This is a genomic window from Sandarakinorhabdus sp., from assembly GCF_051860625.1.
GTDB lineage: Bacteria > Pseudomonadota > Alphaproteobacteria > Sphingomonadales > Sphingomonadaceae > Sandarakinorhabdus.
On the sequence record NZ_JBHYDQ010000008.1, the window covers coordinates 157,720 to 174,761 of the forward strand.

At 61.5% G+C, this 17,042-nt stretch carries 14 protein-coding genes, 1 tRNA gene and 1 pseudogene; 12 read left to right on the forward strand and 4 right to left on the reverse strand.

What is annotated here, in order from left to right:
- The first annotated feature begins 1 nt into the window (after position 1).
- The 3 genes from gpmA (at position 2) to ACTIEZ_RS09670 (ending at position 2,516) form a co-directional block, all read left to right on the forward strand.
- Positions 2-679, forward strand: a complete 678-nt coding sequence (gene gpmA, locus ACTIEZ_RS09660) for a 2,3-diphosphoglycerate-dependent phosphoglycerate mutase (RefSeq protein ID WP_439546464.1) — start codon at positions 2-4, stop codon at positions 677-679.
- Positions 680-1,337: 658 nt separating this feature from the next.
- On the forward strand, positions 1,338-1,553 hold the full coding sequence (gene brnA / locus ACTIEZ_RS09665) for a type II toxin-antitoxin system BrnA family antitoxin (protein ID WP_439546465.1): 216 nt from the start codon (positions 1,338-1,340) through the stop codon (positions 1,551-1,553).
- A 90-nt stretch (positions 1,554-1,643) separates the two neighbouring features.
- Entirely contained in the window at positions 1,644-2,516 is an 873-nt protein-coding gene (locus ACTIEZ_RS09670) for a hypothetical protein (protein ID WP_439546466.1), read from the forward strand.
- Between the two features lie 287 nt (positions 2,517-2,803).
- Here the strand turns inward: ACTIEZ_RS09670 and ACTIEZ_RS09675 are convergent, their stop codons facing one another.
- Complete coding sequence (locus tag ACTIEZ_RS09675; RefSeq protein ID WP_439546467.1) at positions 2,804-3,019, reverse strand: DUF2283 domain-containing protein; 216 nt, start codon at positions 3,017-3,019, stop codon at positions 2,804-2,806.
- A gap of 223 nt (positions 3,020-3,242) precedes the next feature.
- Complete coding sequence (gene lepA / locus ACTIEZ_RS09680; RefSeq protein ID WP_439546468.1) at positions 3,243-5,051, reverse strand: translation elongation factor 4; 1,809 nt, start codon at positions 5,049-5,051, stop codon at positions 3,243-3,245.
- A 113-nt stretch (positions 5,052-5,164) separates the two neighbouring features.
- Here lepA and ACTIEZ_RS09685 point away from each other — a divergent pair, with 113 nt between their 5' ends.
- The 4 genes and pseudogenes from ACTIEZ_RS09685 to ACTIEZ_RS09700 all read left to right on the forward strand — a co-directional run.
- Positions 5,165-6,463, forward strand: a complete 1,299-nt coding sequence (locus tag ACTIEZ_RS09685) for an FAD-dependent oxidoreductase (RefSeq protein WP_439546469.1) — start codon at positions 5,165-5,167, stop codon at positions 6,461-6,463.
- Positions 6,463-7,728, forward strand: a complete 1,266-nt coding sequence (locus ACTIEZ_RS09690) for a hypothetical protein (protein WP_439546470.1) — start codon at positions 6,463-6,465, stop codon at positions 7,726-7,728. Before ACTIEZ_RS09685 ends, ACTIEZ_RS09690 begins: the two co-directional genes overlap by 1 nt.
- Before the next feature lie 100 nt (positions 7,729-7,828).
- Positions 7,829-7,905, forward strand: a tRNA-Pro gene (locus ACTIEZ_RS09695).
- 128 nt (positions 7,906-8,033) lie between these two features.
- A pseudogene (locus ACTIEZ_RS09700) lies at positions 8,034-8,312 on the forward strand (IS3 family transposase); the annotation flags it as partial.
- A gap of 154 nt (positions 8,313-8,466) precedes the next feature.
- Here ACTIEZ_RS09700 and ACTIEZ_RS09705 read toward each other — a convergent pair.
- Both ACTIEZ_RS09705 and ACTIEZ_RS09710 read right to left on the reverse strand, forming a co-directional pair.
- Positions 8,467-9,867, reverse strand: a complete 1,401-nt coding sequence (locus ACTIEZ_RS09705; protein ID WP_439546471.1) for a sensor histidine kinase — start codon at positions 9,865-9,867, stop codon at positions 8,467-8,469.
- A 10-nt stretch (positions 9,868-9,877) separates the two neighbouring features.
- Positions 9,878-10,573, reverse strand: a complete 696-nt coding sequence (locus ACTIEZ_RS09710) for a response regulator transcription factor (protein ID WP_439546472.1) — start codon at positions 10,571-10,573, stop codon at positions 9,878-9,880.
- A 475-nt stretch (positions 10,574-11,048) separates the two neighbouring features.
- Between ACTIEZ_RS09710 and ACTIEZ_RS09715 the strand changes: the two genes are divergently transcribed.
- From ACTIEZ_RS09715 to ACTIEZ_RS09735, 5 genes are all read left to right on the forward strand, one after another.
- Entirely contained in the window at positions 11,049-11,468 is a 420-nt protein-coding gene (locus ACTIEZ_RS09715; RefSeq protein WP_439546473.1) for a hypothetical protein, read from the forward strand.
- Positions 11,469-11,562: 94 nt separating this feature from the next.
- Entirely contained in the window at positions 11,563-12,294 is a 732-nt protein-coding gene (locus tag ACTIEZ_RS09720) for a hypothetical protein (RefSeq protein ID WP_439546474.1), read from the forward strand.
- Positions 12,294-13,277 (forward strand): CsgG/HfaB family protein, encoded by a 984-nt coding sequence (locus tag ACTIEZ_RS09725; protein WP_439546475.1) that lies wholly within the window; start codon positions 12,294-12,296, stop codon positions 13,275-13,277. Before ACTIEZ_RS09720 ends, ACTIEZ_RS09725 begins: the two co-directional genes overlap by 1 nt.
- A 147-nt stretch (positions 13,278-13,424) precedes the next feature.
- Entirely contained in the window at positions 13,425-13,913 is a 489-nt protein-coding gene (locus ACTIEZ_RS09730) for a hypothetical protein (RefSeq protein WP_439546476.1), read from the forward strand.
- A 59-nt stretch (positions 13,914-13,972) separates the two neighbouring features.
- Positions 13,973-17,042 (forward strand): beta strand repeat-containing protein (locus ACTIEZ_RS09735; protein WP_439546477.1); only part of this gene is annotated, 3,070 nt, incomplete at its 3' end.

Below are 17,042 nucleotides of genomic sequence, written 5' to 3' on the forward strand. Positions count from 1 at the left end.
AATGCCTACGCTTGTCCTGCTTCGCCACGGCCAGAGCCAGTGGAACCTCGAAAACCGCTTCACCGGCTGGTGGGACGTCGGCCTGACCGAAAAGGGCGTCGCCGAAGCCACCGATGCCGGCCGGCGCATGGCCGCAGCCGGCCTGGATTTCGATGCCGCCTTCACCAGCGTGCAGAGCCGCGCCATCAAGACGCTGAACCTGGCGCTGGAAGCCATGGACCGCCTGTGGCTGCCCGTCACCAAGAACTGGCAGCTCAATGAACGCCACTATGGCGGCCTCACCGGGCTCAACAAGGCCGAAACCGCTGCCAAGCATGGCGAGGACCAGGTGCTGATCTGGCGCCGCAGTTTCGATGTGCCGCCGCCGCCGCTGGAGCCAGGCTCGGCCTTCGATCTGTCCACCGATCGCCGCTACGCCGGCATTGCGGTGCCCGCTGCCGAAAGCCTGAAGGACACGATTGCCCGCGTCCTGCCCTATTTCGAAGCCGAAATCGCGCCGCAACTGCGGGATGGCAAACGCGTGATCATCGCCGCCCACGGCAACAGCCTGCGCGCGCTGGTCAAGCATCTGTCGAACGTGTCCGACGCCGATATCCTGCACGAGGAAATCCCGACCGGGCAGCCGATGGTCTATGATCTGAACGACGATCTGACCGCCATATCGCGCCGCTATCTGTAACGCCCGGCGCGCGGGGTATGGGGCCTTGCAGCCACTTTTTTTCTGCTGCCCCCTTTCTGCCGTCGTTGATGGCCTGAAATTCCAACAAGTGCATTTTACAAGGTTAGTAAGGTTCGTGTTTTGCAGCTTTTCTACGCCTTAAAACATATCTTCAACTCGCGGTTTTCAGCTGAGGCGACCGCATCATATGACAGGCTTTGGCGGTGTAGGACAGCGGCCAAGCGGGCCGTGGCCGTGCCGGCCACGGCCCGCGCAGCCCCCGGCCCCCGGCCTTCGCCGGGGCAGGCTTGCGGCTCCGCCGCGCATGTTATTTCCTTTCCATGAACACCCCAGTGGACTCGGCGGCTCAGCCGTCGGCCGCACGCGTGGAGATGATAGAAGAGGGATAGAGATGCCTCCGGCGGGCAGGGACTCGTCCCTGCACCCATCAGTTTTCGCGCAGCCCTCCACCCCCACAACGTCGCCCTGGCGAAAGCCGGGGTTGGGCGTGCTACCGCAACGAACGCGACCATGTTGTATGAGTTTAGTATAGTGTTCCCGGAAGTCTTGGTGGTTGGTCGCATCGGTGATCGGGTTTGGGCGGTCGTGTGTGTGAGGCGGGGGGCGGCCGTGCGGATCATCTCGGTCCGCCGCGCTGGCAGGCAAGAGGTGGCACGTTATGAAGGCGACTGATCTCGACAAGCGCTTCGACGCTGGCGAAGATGTGAGCGATCAGATCGACTGGTTGCGCAGCAAACGGCCCAACACCGAACACAGCCGAGTGAACGTCGAATTCCCCGCCTGGGTGGTGAAAGGCCTCGACCAGCACGCCCAGCGCCTGGGGGGCACGCGGCAATCGCTGATCAAGATTTGGATTGCGGACCGGCTGGGGTGAGGGGGCTTGAATTAACTATGCTGTCCTCGCAACCCTATTAAGTGTGGAAAATAATATACTATTCTGCAATTCGAGTATATTCCTCCCGCAATGCCGATGCCCCATCCTCTAGATCCTGCGTTTGCCAAGATCAAAAGAGCCGATACCCACATCAATGATCTCGATGTAGCCGTGCGCTCCTTCTTAAGGACGGACCCTTATCGACTGATATCAGAGATAAATGCTGAAGGCACTGAAGAAATCTGGAGTTTCAAGATCGATGATTTGCCTAATTTAATCAACGATATCGCTGCCGATGCCGTTCACAATCTCAGGACTCCACTCGACAAAATGTTAGTCGCCGCCGCAGTGAAAGCGGACATGTCGCCCGATTACGTGGGGTTCCCAGCCGGACAGTCAGCTGAACGATACAAGCAAGCTGTCGAAAGGCAGAGAGGTCGACTCCCCGAGCATGTCATAAAGTTCCTTGAAGTTGCAGAAGTTTATCCGGAAGGGAAAGACGCGCTGCTGTTCGCTATCCATGATTTGGATATTCGAGATAAACATCGGGAGATGGTCGTTCCGATCAATCTTGGCTTCAGCGAGCGCCGCTACGGCTCTTTGAGAACCTTCGGGGGCTATCCTCTCAGGTGGGGTTCGCGGCGAGGTACGCATATGGTTCCGGCTCCTGATGCACGTCCTGGTAAGTGGGACATGATCCAAGCAGTCGAGCGGCTGAGGCCTACACTTAGGATGAATGCACTCACTCAAGAGCGTTACTTGGAGTTTAAGGCGCCGCATGATGATATGGAAGTCATGACCACCACGCCAGGAGCAACGGTACAGATAGATATAACGCCAACTCTGAATTTGGCATTCAGTGGAATCCGAAATTTAGAAGCAAAGCCAATTATAAATGTTCTCAATCAGATGAGTGATTCAGTTACGGAAATATTGATAGAATTCCGAAGCCGATTCTTCTGAGCTATGGCATGCACAAGGGCAATTATATAGTTAACTGAGAACGCAGTTTCCGGGACACTATGCTAAATTGGCCTCCACCTAATTCGCGAAATGCAGCCGAACCCCGGATCAAGTCCGGGGTAACGTGTGGAGGTGGAGGTGGATTCCGCGCCGGGCTCAGGATGCGATAGGTAGGGAGTGCTACCTGAAAACTGATGGATGCAGGGACGAATCCCTGCCCGCCGGAGGCCCATTTTGCCTCAATTCCCTCAGTTATCATCCCCTAAGCCGTTATGCGGCAGTGGCAGTCAGGCCGCCTTGTTGCCTATCAGGGGTAGCGACACGGCTTCCACGCTGTCGAGATCGAGGCGGCCGGAGGCGTGATCGATGTCGAAGCCGATAATGTTGCCGTCGGTATCGAAATCGGCGTTAAGGCCGTCGGCCAATTCGCGTGTCTCCGCGGCGGGCAGGTTTCGCAGGGCGATGTAGAGGCTGTCTGTTTCAGGATAATAGTGGAGTTTCATGGCGGTTCTTCCCGATATCGCTTCAATCGAAAGTTTGAAGGAAGCCAAGCCCCGGATCAAGTCCGGGGTGACGTGTCGGGGTGGAGGGCTGCCCGAAAACTGATGGGTGCAGGGTCCGCGACCCTGCCCGCCGGAGGCCTCTTCTTGGTTCTTACGATCGTGCTGGCAGCGCCCCTTCCGTCGCCCTGTGGGCGCCACCTCCCCCAGAGGGGGAGGATCATTCTCAGTTATCATCCCCCATCCGCAGCGCCGCGATGAACGCCTCTTGCGGGATGTCCACATTCCCGTACTGGCGCATCCGCTTTTTGCCTTCTTTCTGCTTGTCCAGCAGCTTGCGTTTGCGCGACGCGTCGCCGCCGTAGCATTTGGCGGTGACGTCCTTGCGCAGGGCGGCGATGGTTTCGCGGGCGATGACTTTGCCGCCGATGGCGGCCTGGATCGGGATCTTGAACAGGTGGCGGGGGATGAGGTCTTTCATGCGTTCGCACATGTGGCGGCCGCGGGCTTCGGCGGCGCCGCGGTGGACGATCATGGAGAGGGCGTCGACCGGTTCGTTGTTGACCATGATCGACATTTTCACCAGGTCGCCTTCGCGGTGGCCGATCTGGTGGTAATCGAAGCTGGCGTAGCCGCGGCTGATGGATTTGAGGCGGTCGTAGAAATCGAAGACGACTTCGTTCAGCGGCAATTCGTAGACGACCTGGGCGCGGCCGCCCACATAGGTCAGGTTTTTCTGGATGCCACGCCTGTCCTGGCAGAGTTTCAGGATGGAGCCGAGATGTTCGTCGGGCACGTAGATGGTGGCTTCGATCCAGGGTTCATCGATCTTCAGGATCGTTGACGGGTCGGGCATGTCGGCCGGGTTGTGCAGCTGGATCTCGGCGCCGTCGCGCTGGACGATGTGATAGACCACCGACGGCGCGGTGGTGATCAGATCGAGATCATATTCGCGGGTGAGGCGTTCCTGGATGATTTCGAGGTGGAGCAGCCCCAGAAACCCGCAGCGGAAGCCGAAGCCCAATGCGGCGCTGGTTTCCATTTCGAAGCTGAAGCTGGCGTCGTTGAGGCGCAGGCGCGAGATGGATTCGCGCAGTTTTTCGAAATCGGCCGCATCGGTGGGGAAGAGGCCGCAGAAGACGACCGGCTGCACTTCCTTGAAGCCGGGCAGGGCTTCGTTGGCGGGGCGCTTGGCATCGGTGATGGTATCGCCGACGCGGGCCTGGGCGACTTCCTTGATCTGTGCGGTGATGAAGCCGACTTCGCCGGGGCCGAGTTCGGGCAATTGTTCGATCTTGGGGCGGAAGGCGCCGACGCGATCAACGAGGTGCGTGCTGTCGGCGGCCATGAACTTGATGGTCTGGCCCTTGCGGATGGCGCCATCGATGATGCGCACCAGCACGACGACGCCGAGATAGGGATCGTACCAGCTGTCGACCAGCATCGCCTTCAGCGGGCGTTCGCGGTCGCCCTTGGGCGGCGGGATGCGGGTGACGATGGCTTCCAGCACTTCAACGATGCCGATGCCGGATTTGGCGGAGGCGAGGACGGCGCCGGAGGCGTCGAGGCCGATGATATCCTCGATCTCCTTCTTTACCTTTTCAGGATCGGCGGAGGGCAGGTCGATCTTGTTGATGACCGGCACGATTTCGTGATCATGCTCGATGGATTGATAGACATTGGCGAGGGTTTGCGCCTCGACGCCCTGGGCGGCATCGACGACCAGCAGCGCGCCTTCGCAGGCGGCGAGGGAGCGGGAGACTTCGTAGGCGAAATCGACGTGGCCGGGCGTGTCCATCAGGTTGAGGATATAATCCTTGCCGTCACGCGCGCGGTAATCGAGGCGGACGGTCTGCGCCTTGATGGTGATGCCGCGCTCCTTCTCGATGTCCATGTTGTCGAGGACCTGTTCGGACATTTCGCGCAGGGCGAGGCCACCCGTGGTCTGGATCAGGCGATCCGCCAGCGTGGATTTGCCATGATCGATATGGGCGATGATCGAGAAATTGCGGATACGGCTTTGGTCGGCTGTCATGCCAGCGGCATAAGCTGCGGCGGCGCGAAGGGCAATGCGGCGTTGACGCCGGCCCCGCTTGACCAGCGCGGCCGCGCGCCATAGCGGAACGGCACTGGATCAGGAGACCCGAATTGACGTTATCGATTGCCATCATCGGTGCCGGCCCGGCTGGATATTACACGGCCGAGGCTGCGCAGAAAATGTGGGGCAATGGCGCCCGTATCGACATCATCGATCGGCTGCCGACGCCTTATGGTTTGATCCGCGCCGGGGTGGCGCCGGATCACCAGTCGATCAAGGCGGTGACCAAGCGGTATGAGGCGACCAATCTGGCGCCGAACACGCGGCTGGTCGGCAATGTGATGGTTGGCCGCGATGTGAGCGTGGACGAACTGCTGGGGCTGTATGATGCAGTGGTGCTGTCGGTGGGGGCGCCGCTGGACAAGCCGATTGGTATTCCGGGGGATGATCTGCCCGGCGTGGTGGGTTCGGCGGCGTTTGTGGGCTGGTATAATGGCCATCCCGATCATGCCGGCCTGGCTGTGGACCTGTCCCATCACGGCGCGGCGATCATCGGCAATGGCAATGTCGCCATCGATTGTGCGCGGATTTTGGCCAAGACGGTGGATGAACTGGCCGGCACTGATATCGCCGGCCATGCGCTGGACGTGCTGAGCCGCAGTGCGGTGCGCGATGTGCATATCGTGGGGCGGCGGGGGCCGCATCAGGCGAGCTTTACGACGAAGGAAGCCGGCGAGCTGGGCCATCTGACGCGGGCGCATCCCATCGTGAAGCCGGGCGATCTGCCGCCGGTCGAAGAGGATGCGGCGCTGGAGCCGGGGCACCGCAAGATGGTGACGCATCTGCGCGGCTTTGCCGGCCTGGAGCGGGGCGACAAGCCGGTGACGATCAACTTCGAATTCTTCCGACGCCCGGTGGCGGTGGAGGGGCAGCACAAGGCCGAGCGGCTGATCGTGGAGACGACGCGGCTGGAGGATGGCCGCGCGGTGGGCACCGGCGAATTGCACGCGATCCCGTGCGGGCTGGTGATTGCCTGCATCGGTTATCGCACGCAAGCCATTCCGGGCGTGAACTGGTCGGATGCGCTGGGGCGGTTTCCCACCGATGCGGCGGGGCGGATTGCGCCGGGCCTGTATGCCAGTGGCTGGGCACGGCGCGGGCCGTCGGGAACGATCGGCACCAACCGGCCGGATGGCTTTTCGGTGATCGAGGCGATGGTGGCCGATGGCATCGCAGCCAGCGCAAAGGCCGGCCCCGACGGGCTGGATGCGCTGTTGGCGAGCCGCGGCGTGTCGCCCACGGATTTTTCGGGCTGGCAGAAGATCGAGGCGGCGGAAGTGGCCGGCGCCCGGCCAGGCGCGCCGCGGGAGAAGATCACGGATATCGCTGCCATGCTGGCCGCCATCTGATGGGCGCCAGGCGCTGGCTGCTGGGGGGCACGCTGGCGCTGGCTGGCGTGCTGGCGGTGCTGGTGCTGGAAACCAGCCCGGCCGTGCCGCCGGCGCCGCCGCCTGGCCCGGAACAGGTGATGCAGGGGCGCAAGGCCTTCACCCGGTTCCGGATTGCGACGATTGAAGGCGACGGCACGCTGCCGGTGCGCTTTACCGCTGATGATGTGGCCAGCATCGCGGCGCTGGCCGGGCGCGGCCTGGGCGTGAACCGCACCGCGGCCAGCATCAGCCCGCAAGGCGCGGTGGGCGCGATGAGCATCGATCTGCCCGCCGGGCTGTGGCTGAACCTTTCGGCGCGCGCGTTGCCGGCGGAATCGGGCTTCCCGCCGCTGGAATTGCGTGCCGGCGATCTGGTGATCAGCGGCGGCGCGGCACGGCTGGTGGTGCAGGCGGCGCGGCAGTTGCTGGTGTGGCGCGGGGTGCCGCTGCAACCGATCGATCGCATGGTGCAGGGGCTGGATGTCAGCAACTCAAGCCTGCGGCTGCAACCGGGGCCGGGCATGGGCCAGACCGGGCTGGTCAGCGGCCTGATCGGGCTGGGCGGCGATCAGATCGATCAAGCGCGCGTGCAGGCGATTTTCTGCACTCTGGCGCAGCAGCAGCGCACCCGGCCGTCAACCGATCTGGCTGTGCACGTCGGCCGCATGATCGACGCGACGCAGGCTGGCACGGCGGCCCAGGCGGTTGCCGAACATCGCGACGGATTGGTGGCCATGGCCCTGCTGGTGGCGGGCAAGGCCGCGCTGCGGCTGGTCGATTCCGATAAATCGCCATTTGCCGCCTGTCCGTTGCCGGAAACGCGCATCGTGCTGGCTGGTCGGCCGGATTTGGCCAAGCATTGGGCGATTTCGGCCGCCCTGGCGGCGGTCGGCGGCCAGCGCACCGGGCGCCTGCTGGGCGAATGGAAGGAACTGGCCGACAGCATGGCCGGCGGTTCCGGGTTTTCCTTTGCCGATCTGGCGGCGGATCGCGCCGGGCTGAAGGTCGGTGTGGCGGCCGTCAATCCGGCCCAGGCGCTGGCGCTGCGCGCCGATCTGCAGCGGCGCGACAATGAAGGCCTGTTGCCGCGCACCATATTGGGTCTGGCCGAGGGCATGAGCCAGGAGCGGTTCAGGGCGCAGTATCGTGACACCGACAGCGAGCGCTTCGCGGCCGCCGTCGCCGAGATCGATCGCATGCTGGCGCGTGGCAACACGCCGGGCGCCACGCTTGGCACCAAGTGAGGGGCACCACCAAGTGAGGGGCAAAAAAAGCCGGTGCGACCGGTGATCAGCCGTTGCGCCACACGAAACCCGCCGTTATAGCCGCGTTTCCGCGAAGCGTCGGGGCGTAGCTCAGCCTGGTAGAGCGCTGTCTTCGGGAGGCAGAGGCCGGAGGTTCGATTCCTCTCGCCCCGACCAGCGGAAAGAAGGGGTTACGGCTTCCCGGGCCGCCCTTCAAACACCGGAACAGGAACCGTCAGGATTCTGGTGTGCGGGCAGGCGGTTGAACATTATGCCGCCATGGCCCGGATGAAGCGCTCACCGACGATGCCGGCAGCCAATATTGCGCCTATGGTTATCAACCGAAGCTGCAGGTCTATGGCCTGCAGCCATCGATGAGCGGCCCGGGTCGCTGCCATGACAACGCCAGCGTCGAGACGTTTTTCAAATCACTGAAGGCAGAGATGATCTGGCGGCAAACCTGGCCAACGCGCCGCGAGGCGCAAGCGGCTATGTTCCAGTAGATCAATGGCTTCTACAAGAGCCGTCGCAGCCACTCGTGCCTTGGCGGAATCAGCCCACTCGCATACGAGGCCAAAGAGGCATCGCGCGTAACCCGACTGGCGCTGAAGGGGATTTCGGCCTGGCCCCTGGTGGCCGCCCGATGGCCAATTTTGCCCGTCGGTTGATGTTGCCGGTCAACAATGACACCCCGCTGCGCGGTTTACGAAGGCGAGGCTGTGGCTGCAACATATTGATTCAACAAGGAATCGAAAGCTCGAACTTGACGATGTTCACATCGTCAACCTTGTAGGTGATGTCCCCTCCGTGCAATTCGGCGCAGCGTTTGACGATGAAGAGGCCCAGCCCCATTCCGCCATAGCGGCTGTCCGATCCGCGCTTTTCATAACCGAACATGTCGCCGTTCATCAAGGACTGGTCGGCCATCGTGTTGCTGATTGTGAACGTGGCGACCATCCTTTGCTCGTCCAGGCCGACCACAAACACCACATCCTTGCCCAAGGGCGAAAATTTCAGGGCATTTTCCAGGAGGTTGCGTATCGCAAGCCTGAGCAGCACGGGATCAACAGCGGCGAAAATCGCATCTTGCTCATATCGGTCCGTGATGCGACCCACATCAGCCGGATCAATGTCGAGAATTGCCAACCTCGCGATGCTGTGCACGTCTGACTGTTCGAGGGCGGGCTGACGACCCGAACTGACCAGGGTCGCACCGATGATGGAGTTGGATATTGCCAACACCACGTTGCCAACCGTGCGCTGCGCCCGGTTGGCCACTTCAATCAAACGTTCCGGGCTACGGGTGCCGCTCGCAAGATCGTTCAGGATGGTTTGCAACGCTGCCTGCGCGTTGTTCAGCGGCTGGCGAACCTCGTGGGTCAGCATCCGCAGCAGGCTCATCCGCTCGGCGGCAACGTCCAACAGCCTCTCTCGTTCCTCAGCCAAAGCGAGTGTCCGGGCCTCAAGGCTCGCTGCACGCCGCTCGAAAAAGATCTGATCCCGGGCACTGCGTCCGGCAATCAGGGCCAGGAACGAAACCTGGATGATGAGGGAGGACGATATCAGCATGACCAGGTTGGTCGCCTGATCCGAATTACTCTTCATGAACGTGGTGTAAGGACCAAAAGGATAAGCGTCCACTACCCTGGAACCCATCCCCACGGCCGATACTGCCAGTGCTATTACTGAAATCCATTGAGCCTTTATGCCCGCCCATGCTTCATTGGTTAGTGTAAAATACAACGAAGCGAGGCAGATAAATACGCCTCCCGTGAGGAGTAACAGCAGCTTAAATGGTGTATTCGGAAAAATTATCAGCAAAATGCCAAGTAGAAACGTGATCCATACAGAAATTATTGGGATAGTGTCGCAACGCATGCGAATCTTGCTGTAGCCATAGGCCAGAACCCTCAGCGCGCCGCCAAACAGACTGAGCGTTGCGCTAAAGGATGCAAGCCAGATCGGGATATCTTCATACGGAGCGCCGACAATGGCAACTGAAATGGCGGCCAGGACATTTGCGCAAGACCAAATATAAACGTCTTTACGGCCGGGATAGAGGACCAACAGCAGTACTGCGAAAATAATATTTTGCCCGCTGAATAGCAGCGTGAGCGGAAGGATGGTTGTGTCAAGCACCTTGCTGTTCTCAATTGTTCTCAAGCAGGATGATCTCGGAGATCTGGTACCCAACCCCATGCACCGTTCTGAACGGCGCCGCGCAATCGGCAAGCTTTTCCACTTTTCGGCGCAGGCGAAACACGGCAGCATCAAGATTGCGATCGTCCGCACTGGGCACAATCCCGGCAGCTTCTGCAAGGTGCGCACGGGCAACGGGCGCCGGCCCGGCTTCGAGCAGAATGCTGACAATGCGGCCCTCGGTTGTCGTCAGTTCCAAAGGCTTGCCCGCTGGTGAAACGAGCATGCGCGCATCGCGGCTTATGGTCCATTGGCCGCGTTTCAGCGCCGATGCCCCCAGCCGGCGCCAGATCGATTGGATCGCGTGATAGACCTGATCGAAGCGAAGGGGCTTGTTGACAAACATGTCCGCTCCGGCGGCGAGAGCAGAATTGAACGCGTCAGGGCCAAGCCGCCCGCTGGCAACCAGGATGCCGGCAGAACTTTGTCCACGTAACAGCGTTGTGAGGTCCACGCCGTCGATGCCCGGCAGGCCCAGATCAATGATGAAGAATTCATACTGGGACAGGCTATTGGATTTGAGCAGTTCCTCAGCCGACGCGTAGGCGGTGCAGCGGGATTTCCTGGCACCCAGATACTTACTCAAAAAGTGAACAAATTCCTCATCATCGTCAACGATGCAGATATTTTCTGGAAAATCACTCACAGTTATTCCATCTATGGTTGCACGTGTAATGCTGTATTATAAATACGTAGCATGAAAATAGTCGTGTGCAGATTCACGCGGTACGTGAAAACTACAATTTATGTCAGGCAATTAGTGCGAAGTCATGACTGATCGCAGAAATCGATTCGGTATTAGGCTGACCATAAAGTCCAGCAGTGCTGTATCCTTTGGCAGCATATCGATCACTTATGATCGAAATAACACAAAAAAATAGTCCGGTTTCGGATTTGGTTGGCGCAGAAAGAGCAGGTAGTGAACATATATTGCCATCGCACCCAATAACGTACGGTGTGCAACAGCAGACGTAAAATATTGATATCAAAGCCATAATAGCTGCCTTGGTTGGCCGGGAACGGGAAGGCGTTCAATCATATATTACTGACGCCCCGGCATTGACGCCTCGCCGCCAATCATATCCTAACCACATATGCGAAATAAGTTAGTCATAGCTTTGATGCTCGGATTGAGCGGGTGTGTTGCGCTTACGTTTCCGGACGCCCGCGGGATGACCGTGAGCACTGCGCCCGCGCCCATGCAGAGCGGTCCAAGCCGGGCCATCTCCAGCGCGCTCGAATGCATGCGCAAGGGCGGCAAACTTGGCGGTATCCGTTTTGCCGTCGCGGTTTACGCCGATGGCACTGGCAAGTCGAGCTTTGGTTTCGAGGGGGCTACCGGTTCGTTCCTGCCGCAGGGCACAACCGCCATGTGGGCCGCCCAGTCGGTGATGATGGCTGGCGGCCAGGCCATGAATTGTTACGAATTGAACACCGAGCGCGCCATCCGCCAGTTTGGCGGGGCTGGCGTTGAAAAGATGATGACCGAGCGGCTCGACAATGCGGCTCCCACCGGATGGATACCAGGCTGTGTGGTTTAATCGGACTATAGCGTTTTTGGGCGTGGCAAGGGTTCTGCATCTGCAAATTGTCGCAGAGCGGTCACGCCTCAGTAGCAGTGAAGGGGTCAAGGACATGAACGTGCGACATGCCCGCCTTGCGGCGGGAACTGGTCCCGCCGTGTCGTTCGCGGTAATCTCGCGGAAGGCGGTGCGCACCATTGCTGTTGTCACGGTGCTGTTTGGAAGCGACGCAATATCGACCATATTCGGTGGCAATACGGCGCGCGCCAATGGCGTGAGCGAGAATTTCTCGTGGCAGTTTATGTCGAGCGGCGACCGGGTGAATCGGGCATTTCTGGAGGATCTTCGGCGCAAGAACGAGAGCGGCTACTATCAACCCGCCAGGATCACCAATAACATCGAAAGACAGTATAACTGCAGTGTCTCGTCCAGCGCGACCGGCAATGTTGGTTCCAACAGTACCTCAAACGCCGGCCCCACGACCAATGGTGCAGCGGCGAGCGGCAAGGCCAACGAAAGCTTTGTCTCGTCCTCCAAGGGTGCCTCCGGCGTGAATAGCGCCAATGTCTCGTCTCAGAACCCTGGGATCGGCGAAGCGGCTTATTGGGACGGTACACGGTGGGCAACCAGCGGGTATTTCTCCAATGGCGTCAATACCGCGGCAGACATCATGCAGAACCAGAGCAATCAGGGTGATGTGACGACGGCTGCCACGGGTGACGTGCGCAGCGTTTCAGGCAACAGCACCAACTACCAGGCGCTCAACTCCACCCAATCGAACCCGGGTGATCAGGTCGCAAATGCTAACGGATCCACCGCATGCACGTTCGGCACGGCCGAATAATGGACGTTGTGCGTGGTATCCCGGCCAAAACTCAGTTTGGCAAGGTTGGCGCTCTGATGGCGGGCCTGTCTCTGGTGCTCGGCGGTTGCGCGACATCGCCGCCCCGCGGTGTCAGTTTCCAGCAGCTTGGGCCCGGTGAAGTCGCCGTGCCGCTCGGCGCCGCGGTCCGCGACAACCGAACGCCGCTTGAAGCCGTGATGGCCTGCTATGCCGACAATCTGATTCAGGCCCGTGACACGGTCAAAGCGCGCTCGCTGGTCTTCAGTGTGGGGGACATCAAGGATTTTACCGGGAAATACTCGATCAACGAAGGCAACGCCGTTACCCAGGGCGGATCGTTGATGGTGTATTCGGCGCTGGGAAAGCTCAATGGCGCCGTTGGGCTGGTCGAGCGGTTCGATTCCGGCATTGCCGAGCGTGAGCTTGGCTACATGGATCGCCGCCAATTGGGCGATGGCCGCACCTATGAGGTCAACGGCCAGAAAGTGCCCTGGGTGCCTTATTACGGCGGCTCGCTCGCCATGTCGGATTTCTACATCGTCGGCGGCATCACCGAGGTGAACTACAACATCAGCTCGGGCGGCACCGAGATTTCGGTCAACAATGTCGGTGCGAAGTCGCGGCGTTTCAACCAGAGCGTCGCGGTCGATCTCAGGCTCGTCAATTCGCGCACACTGGTGGTCCAGAAAACGGTGTCGCTGCAGAAACAATATACCGGCTATGAAGTTGGTGCAGGCACCTTCCGCTTCTTCGGCTTGAGCCTGTTCGACATCAACATCGGTGCCAAGGGGCAGGAGCCCCTGCAACTGGGCATCCGGACCACATTGGAGGAAGCAACCCTTCGGCTTGTCGCGTCCGCCACCGGCGTCGATGCAACAGCCTGCCTTGGTCTTGTCGACAACAAGGTGCCGGCGGACGCGGCCGACAAGCTGCGGGGCGCGTACACGGTCGTTGACGGCCAGGCTGTCGCGGTGCCGGGCTAGGCAGCGGCGCCGGCCGTGAAACCCGATCAGGCGGTCAAGCCCCGTGCTGGTGCGGCCCCCCGTTCGGCCTACCGGTCAGCCCCCCGTGCGGCCGCCGCGACGGCCCGGAAGGCTCCAGCAGCGGCCCTGGCTGCGAAATCTGCCACAATGCCCGGCAAGGCTGCGGCGCCCGCCCGGACACCCGGCAACGGGATCAAGCCCGCTGCTGCCCCGCCGCCGTCTGCCGCAGTTGGCGCCTATGCCGCCCCGGCAGCGCCGGTGATCTCGCGGGGGCCATCGCTCAACATGGCGGAGCAGGGGGTGCGCGGCGCGGCCAGCGGCATCCAACTGGTGTTCGAATTCGGCGACACGGCGGTTGGCGGCGGCATGCAGACCGCGCTCGATCAGGTCGCGGCTGCGTCGAAGCAGGGCGTGGTGACCTTCTCCATCCTCGCGCGGGAAACCGAGCTCTGGGATCCCGCCAAGCGTGACGCGCTGCTCAACCAGCGACTCAACGCCATCATGACAGCCCTTGGCAACCGCGGCGTGCCAACGGCCTCCCTCATCGTGACGTGGCGGCCAGACAAGGCCGACACCTCGATCAACCGGGCCGGTCCCGGTCTGCAGCTTCTCGCATCCGTGAAGGCGGGTGGCTGACCGGCACAAAACAATAAAAACAAGATACGACCTAAATCAACCAAAACAGGGATATGAAAATGACGACGATCAAAATGACACGCAATCGCCTGCTGGCCACGGCCGGCATCATCATCATTGCATCGACCAGTGCGTCGGTCGGCAACGCCCAGATTGTCAGCAATTCGGGCGAGTCCATCATCGGCATTACCCAGAGTGGTACTGGATTCACAATCGGCGCGAGCGTACTGGAGAGCACTGGCGGCTTCGACATAACGTCCGGCGACGTAACCAATTCCACGGTTACCCTGGGCACCTCGTCCCTGTCGCGCAACGTGACCTCGGCCAGCGGCACGGGCAACGATGCGACCCTGAGCGTCACCTCCTCGGTGAACGCTGATACGGCCGTCGCTGCCAACCAGCAATCCACCGCCTCGGCGCTGACCGCAACCTCGACGGTGCTGGCCGAAGTCGCCATCGGCCTGTCGCAGTCGAACACCACGGTGGTTGCCACGGTGAGCAACGACATTGACATGACGATCACGTCAACGGCGGTCACCGGCAGCACGATCCAGGCGAGCTCCAACATTCAGGAAGCCTTCGGCCAGCTCAACAACGCCCGCAACACCATCACCACGGCGGTGAACAGCACCGATGCCACTTCGGCGATCGCCAGCCTGCAGGCAAACAGCGCTTCAACCCTCACGGTTTCGACGACCGGTGTTATCAACTTGGACCTCGACGCAACCGGGACCAGCCTGGTCGAGTTGAGCGGCAACACTCAGCGCGCCGTGGCCGTGGGCAGCACGGGCACCAACACCCAGACGCTGACCGGCAATAATGTGACGCTTGCGGCCAACGATGGCGGCAACGCGACGGCGGGAACCGGTGCCGTGACCGTCGGTGGTTACATCACCTCGTCGGCGCAGACGCTGGCTGCTGACAGCAACGTATCGGCCTCGATCGGCGACCCCACCCTCGTTACCGGTCTTGATGCCTTCGGCACGCTGGTCACCGGAACCTTGACCGCTTCGACCCTGAGCACCGACAGCAACACCGGCGTCGCCCTCGCCCGCGGCAACGAAGTGACCAATGCCACCAGCTTCACGGCAAACAGCCTGACCACGGCCGGCACCGGCACCACCGCGACGGGTATCGCGTCGCTGCAGACGGCGGATGCTTCGACGGTGACGGCCACCGCCTATAACGGCACGGGCGCCATGGCGAACACCGAAATCACGAGTACCGTCAAGGATTCAACAGTGTCCACGTCGCGTAACGCGACGACGGCCTTTGCCGGATCGAACAGCGGGATCAACACCCAGGCCATCGATGTCTCCAACATCACATTGGCAACGACCGGCGGCGCTGCCACGGTGGGCGCAACAGCGGCCGGAACCGGCAGCTTCGTGACCGCATCGACACAGAGCCTGACAGGGGCGAGCAATGTCAGTGCAACGGTCGGCACCGCGGACGGGTTCAACACGATTGTGGGCGGCGCGCTGGAGACATCGACCCTGCGCACCGACAGCAACACCGGCACCGCGGTTGCCCGCGGCAACGAAGTGCTCAACAGCACCACGTTGACCGGCAACAGCATCACTGCCGTTGCTGGCAACGTTGCGGCCATCGGCTCGCTCCAGACGGCTGCTGGTTCGGACGTCACCGCTGACTCGTTTGCAGCCGGCGGGCTGGCCGAAACCAAGATCACGGGCGCTGTGACCAGTTCGACGGTATCGACGTCGCAAAATATCGCAACGGCCGAAGCGTCTGCCAACCGCGGTTCCAACGCGCTGACGGCCAATGTGACGGACCTGAAGGACGGCGTTGCCTACCTCGGCACCGCCACTGCAGCATCAGGTGCCGTCTCGACGGCAAGCTTTGCGGTGGCGAGCAGCCAGACAACGGATGGCGAATCCGACGTGACGGCAAGGATCGGCAGCGGTGGCGGCCCCACCGTGCTGACATCGGTGAATGACGCCGCTGGCGTGACGGGTTCGACGATCGAATCCGACGGCAATCAGCTTCGCGCCACGGCCACGGGCAATCTGATCGTTTCCGGCACCAACAGCATCACGCTGACCGGTTCGGCGATCGATGCCAGCACCGCCCTGACCAACTTCCAGAGCGGCGCCGGTGACGTGACGTCATCGATTGGTGGCACCACCACGGCCGCCGGTGTCACCGTCGCCATCGGGGGTACCGGCGCCTCCAAGATCGATGCGAGCACCGTCAGCGTTGACGGCAACATCGCAGCGGGTGCGGCGACGGGCAACAGCGCCGTCAACCGCATCACCGTGGCATCGTCGGAACTGGCGCAGGGGACTGCGCTGACCACGGCCACGGCCACGCAGACAACCGATGTCGCAAGTGCGGACAATGCGCTGTCGAGCAGCCAGTCGCTGGACGGCACCACGGCGGCCATCGCAAGTACGGTCAACGCCAAGTTCGACATCACGACCCTCGGCGTCGATAACGCTGACGCGATCACGGGCAGCTCGCTGTCGGTCTCGTCGAACGCCCAGTCGGCATTTGCCAATGGCAACACCGTGACCAACGCCATCGCCCTGAGCGGCAACAGCGTGACCACTTCGGGCGCGCTGCTGTCCGAACAGACTGTGGCTGCAGCAAGCCTGACAGCATCATCGACGATGACGGCGCAGGCGGACGCAGCGATCACCGGTTCGACCCTGGCGCTCAACGACAACAGCAACCGGTCCTCGGCCGCGCTGAACACAGCGACCAACAACCTGTCGGCCACCGCCAGCAGCCTGGCCTCGGTATCGACAGGCGCCGATGCCGATCTCAAGACGACCGGGGGCGTAGCGCCCGTTGTCAGCGGTGACCTGGTGCTCAACAACTTCCAGGCGGCCACAACGGCTGGGGCCATCGCGTCAACCGCCACCACCACCGTTGGCAACAACGATGGCGGCGACAAGGACCAGATCCTGAACAGCACGGTCAGGGCCAGCCGCAACGTCACGATTGCGGAAGGCATGTCGAACGTGGCGACCAACACCGCCACGCTTTCGGCGACGACCGGTCTTTCGGCCACGGGCGGCGTGCTCAACACGCAGGCCAATGCCGCCACGGTGGACAGCACCGCCATCAGCACGGTCGGATTTGCGGTCGGTGCTGCGACCAACGGTG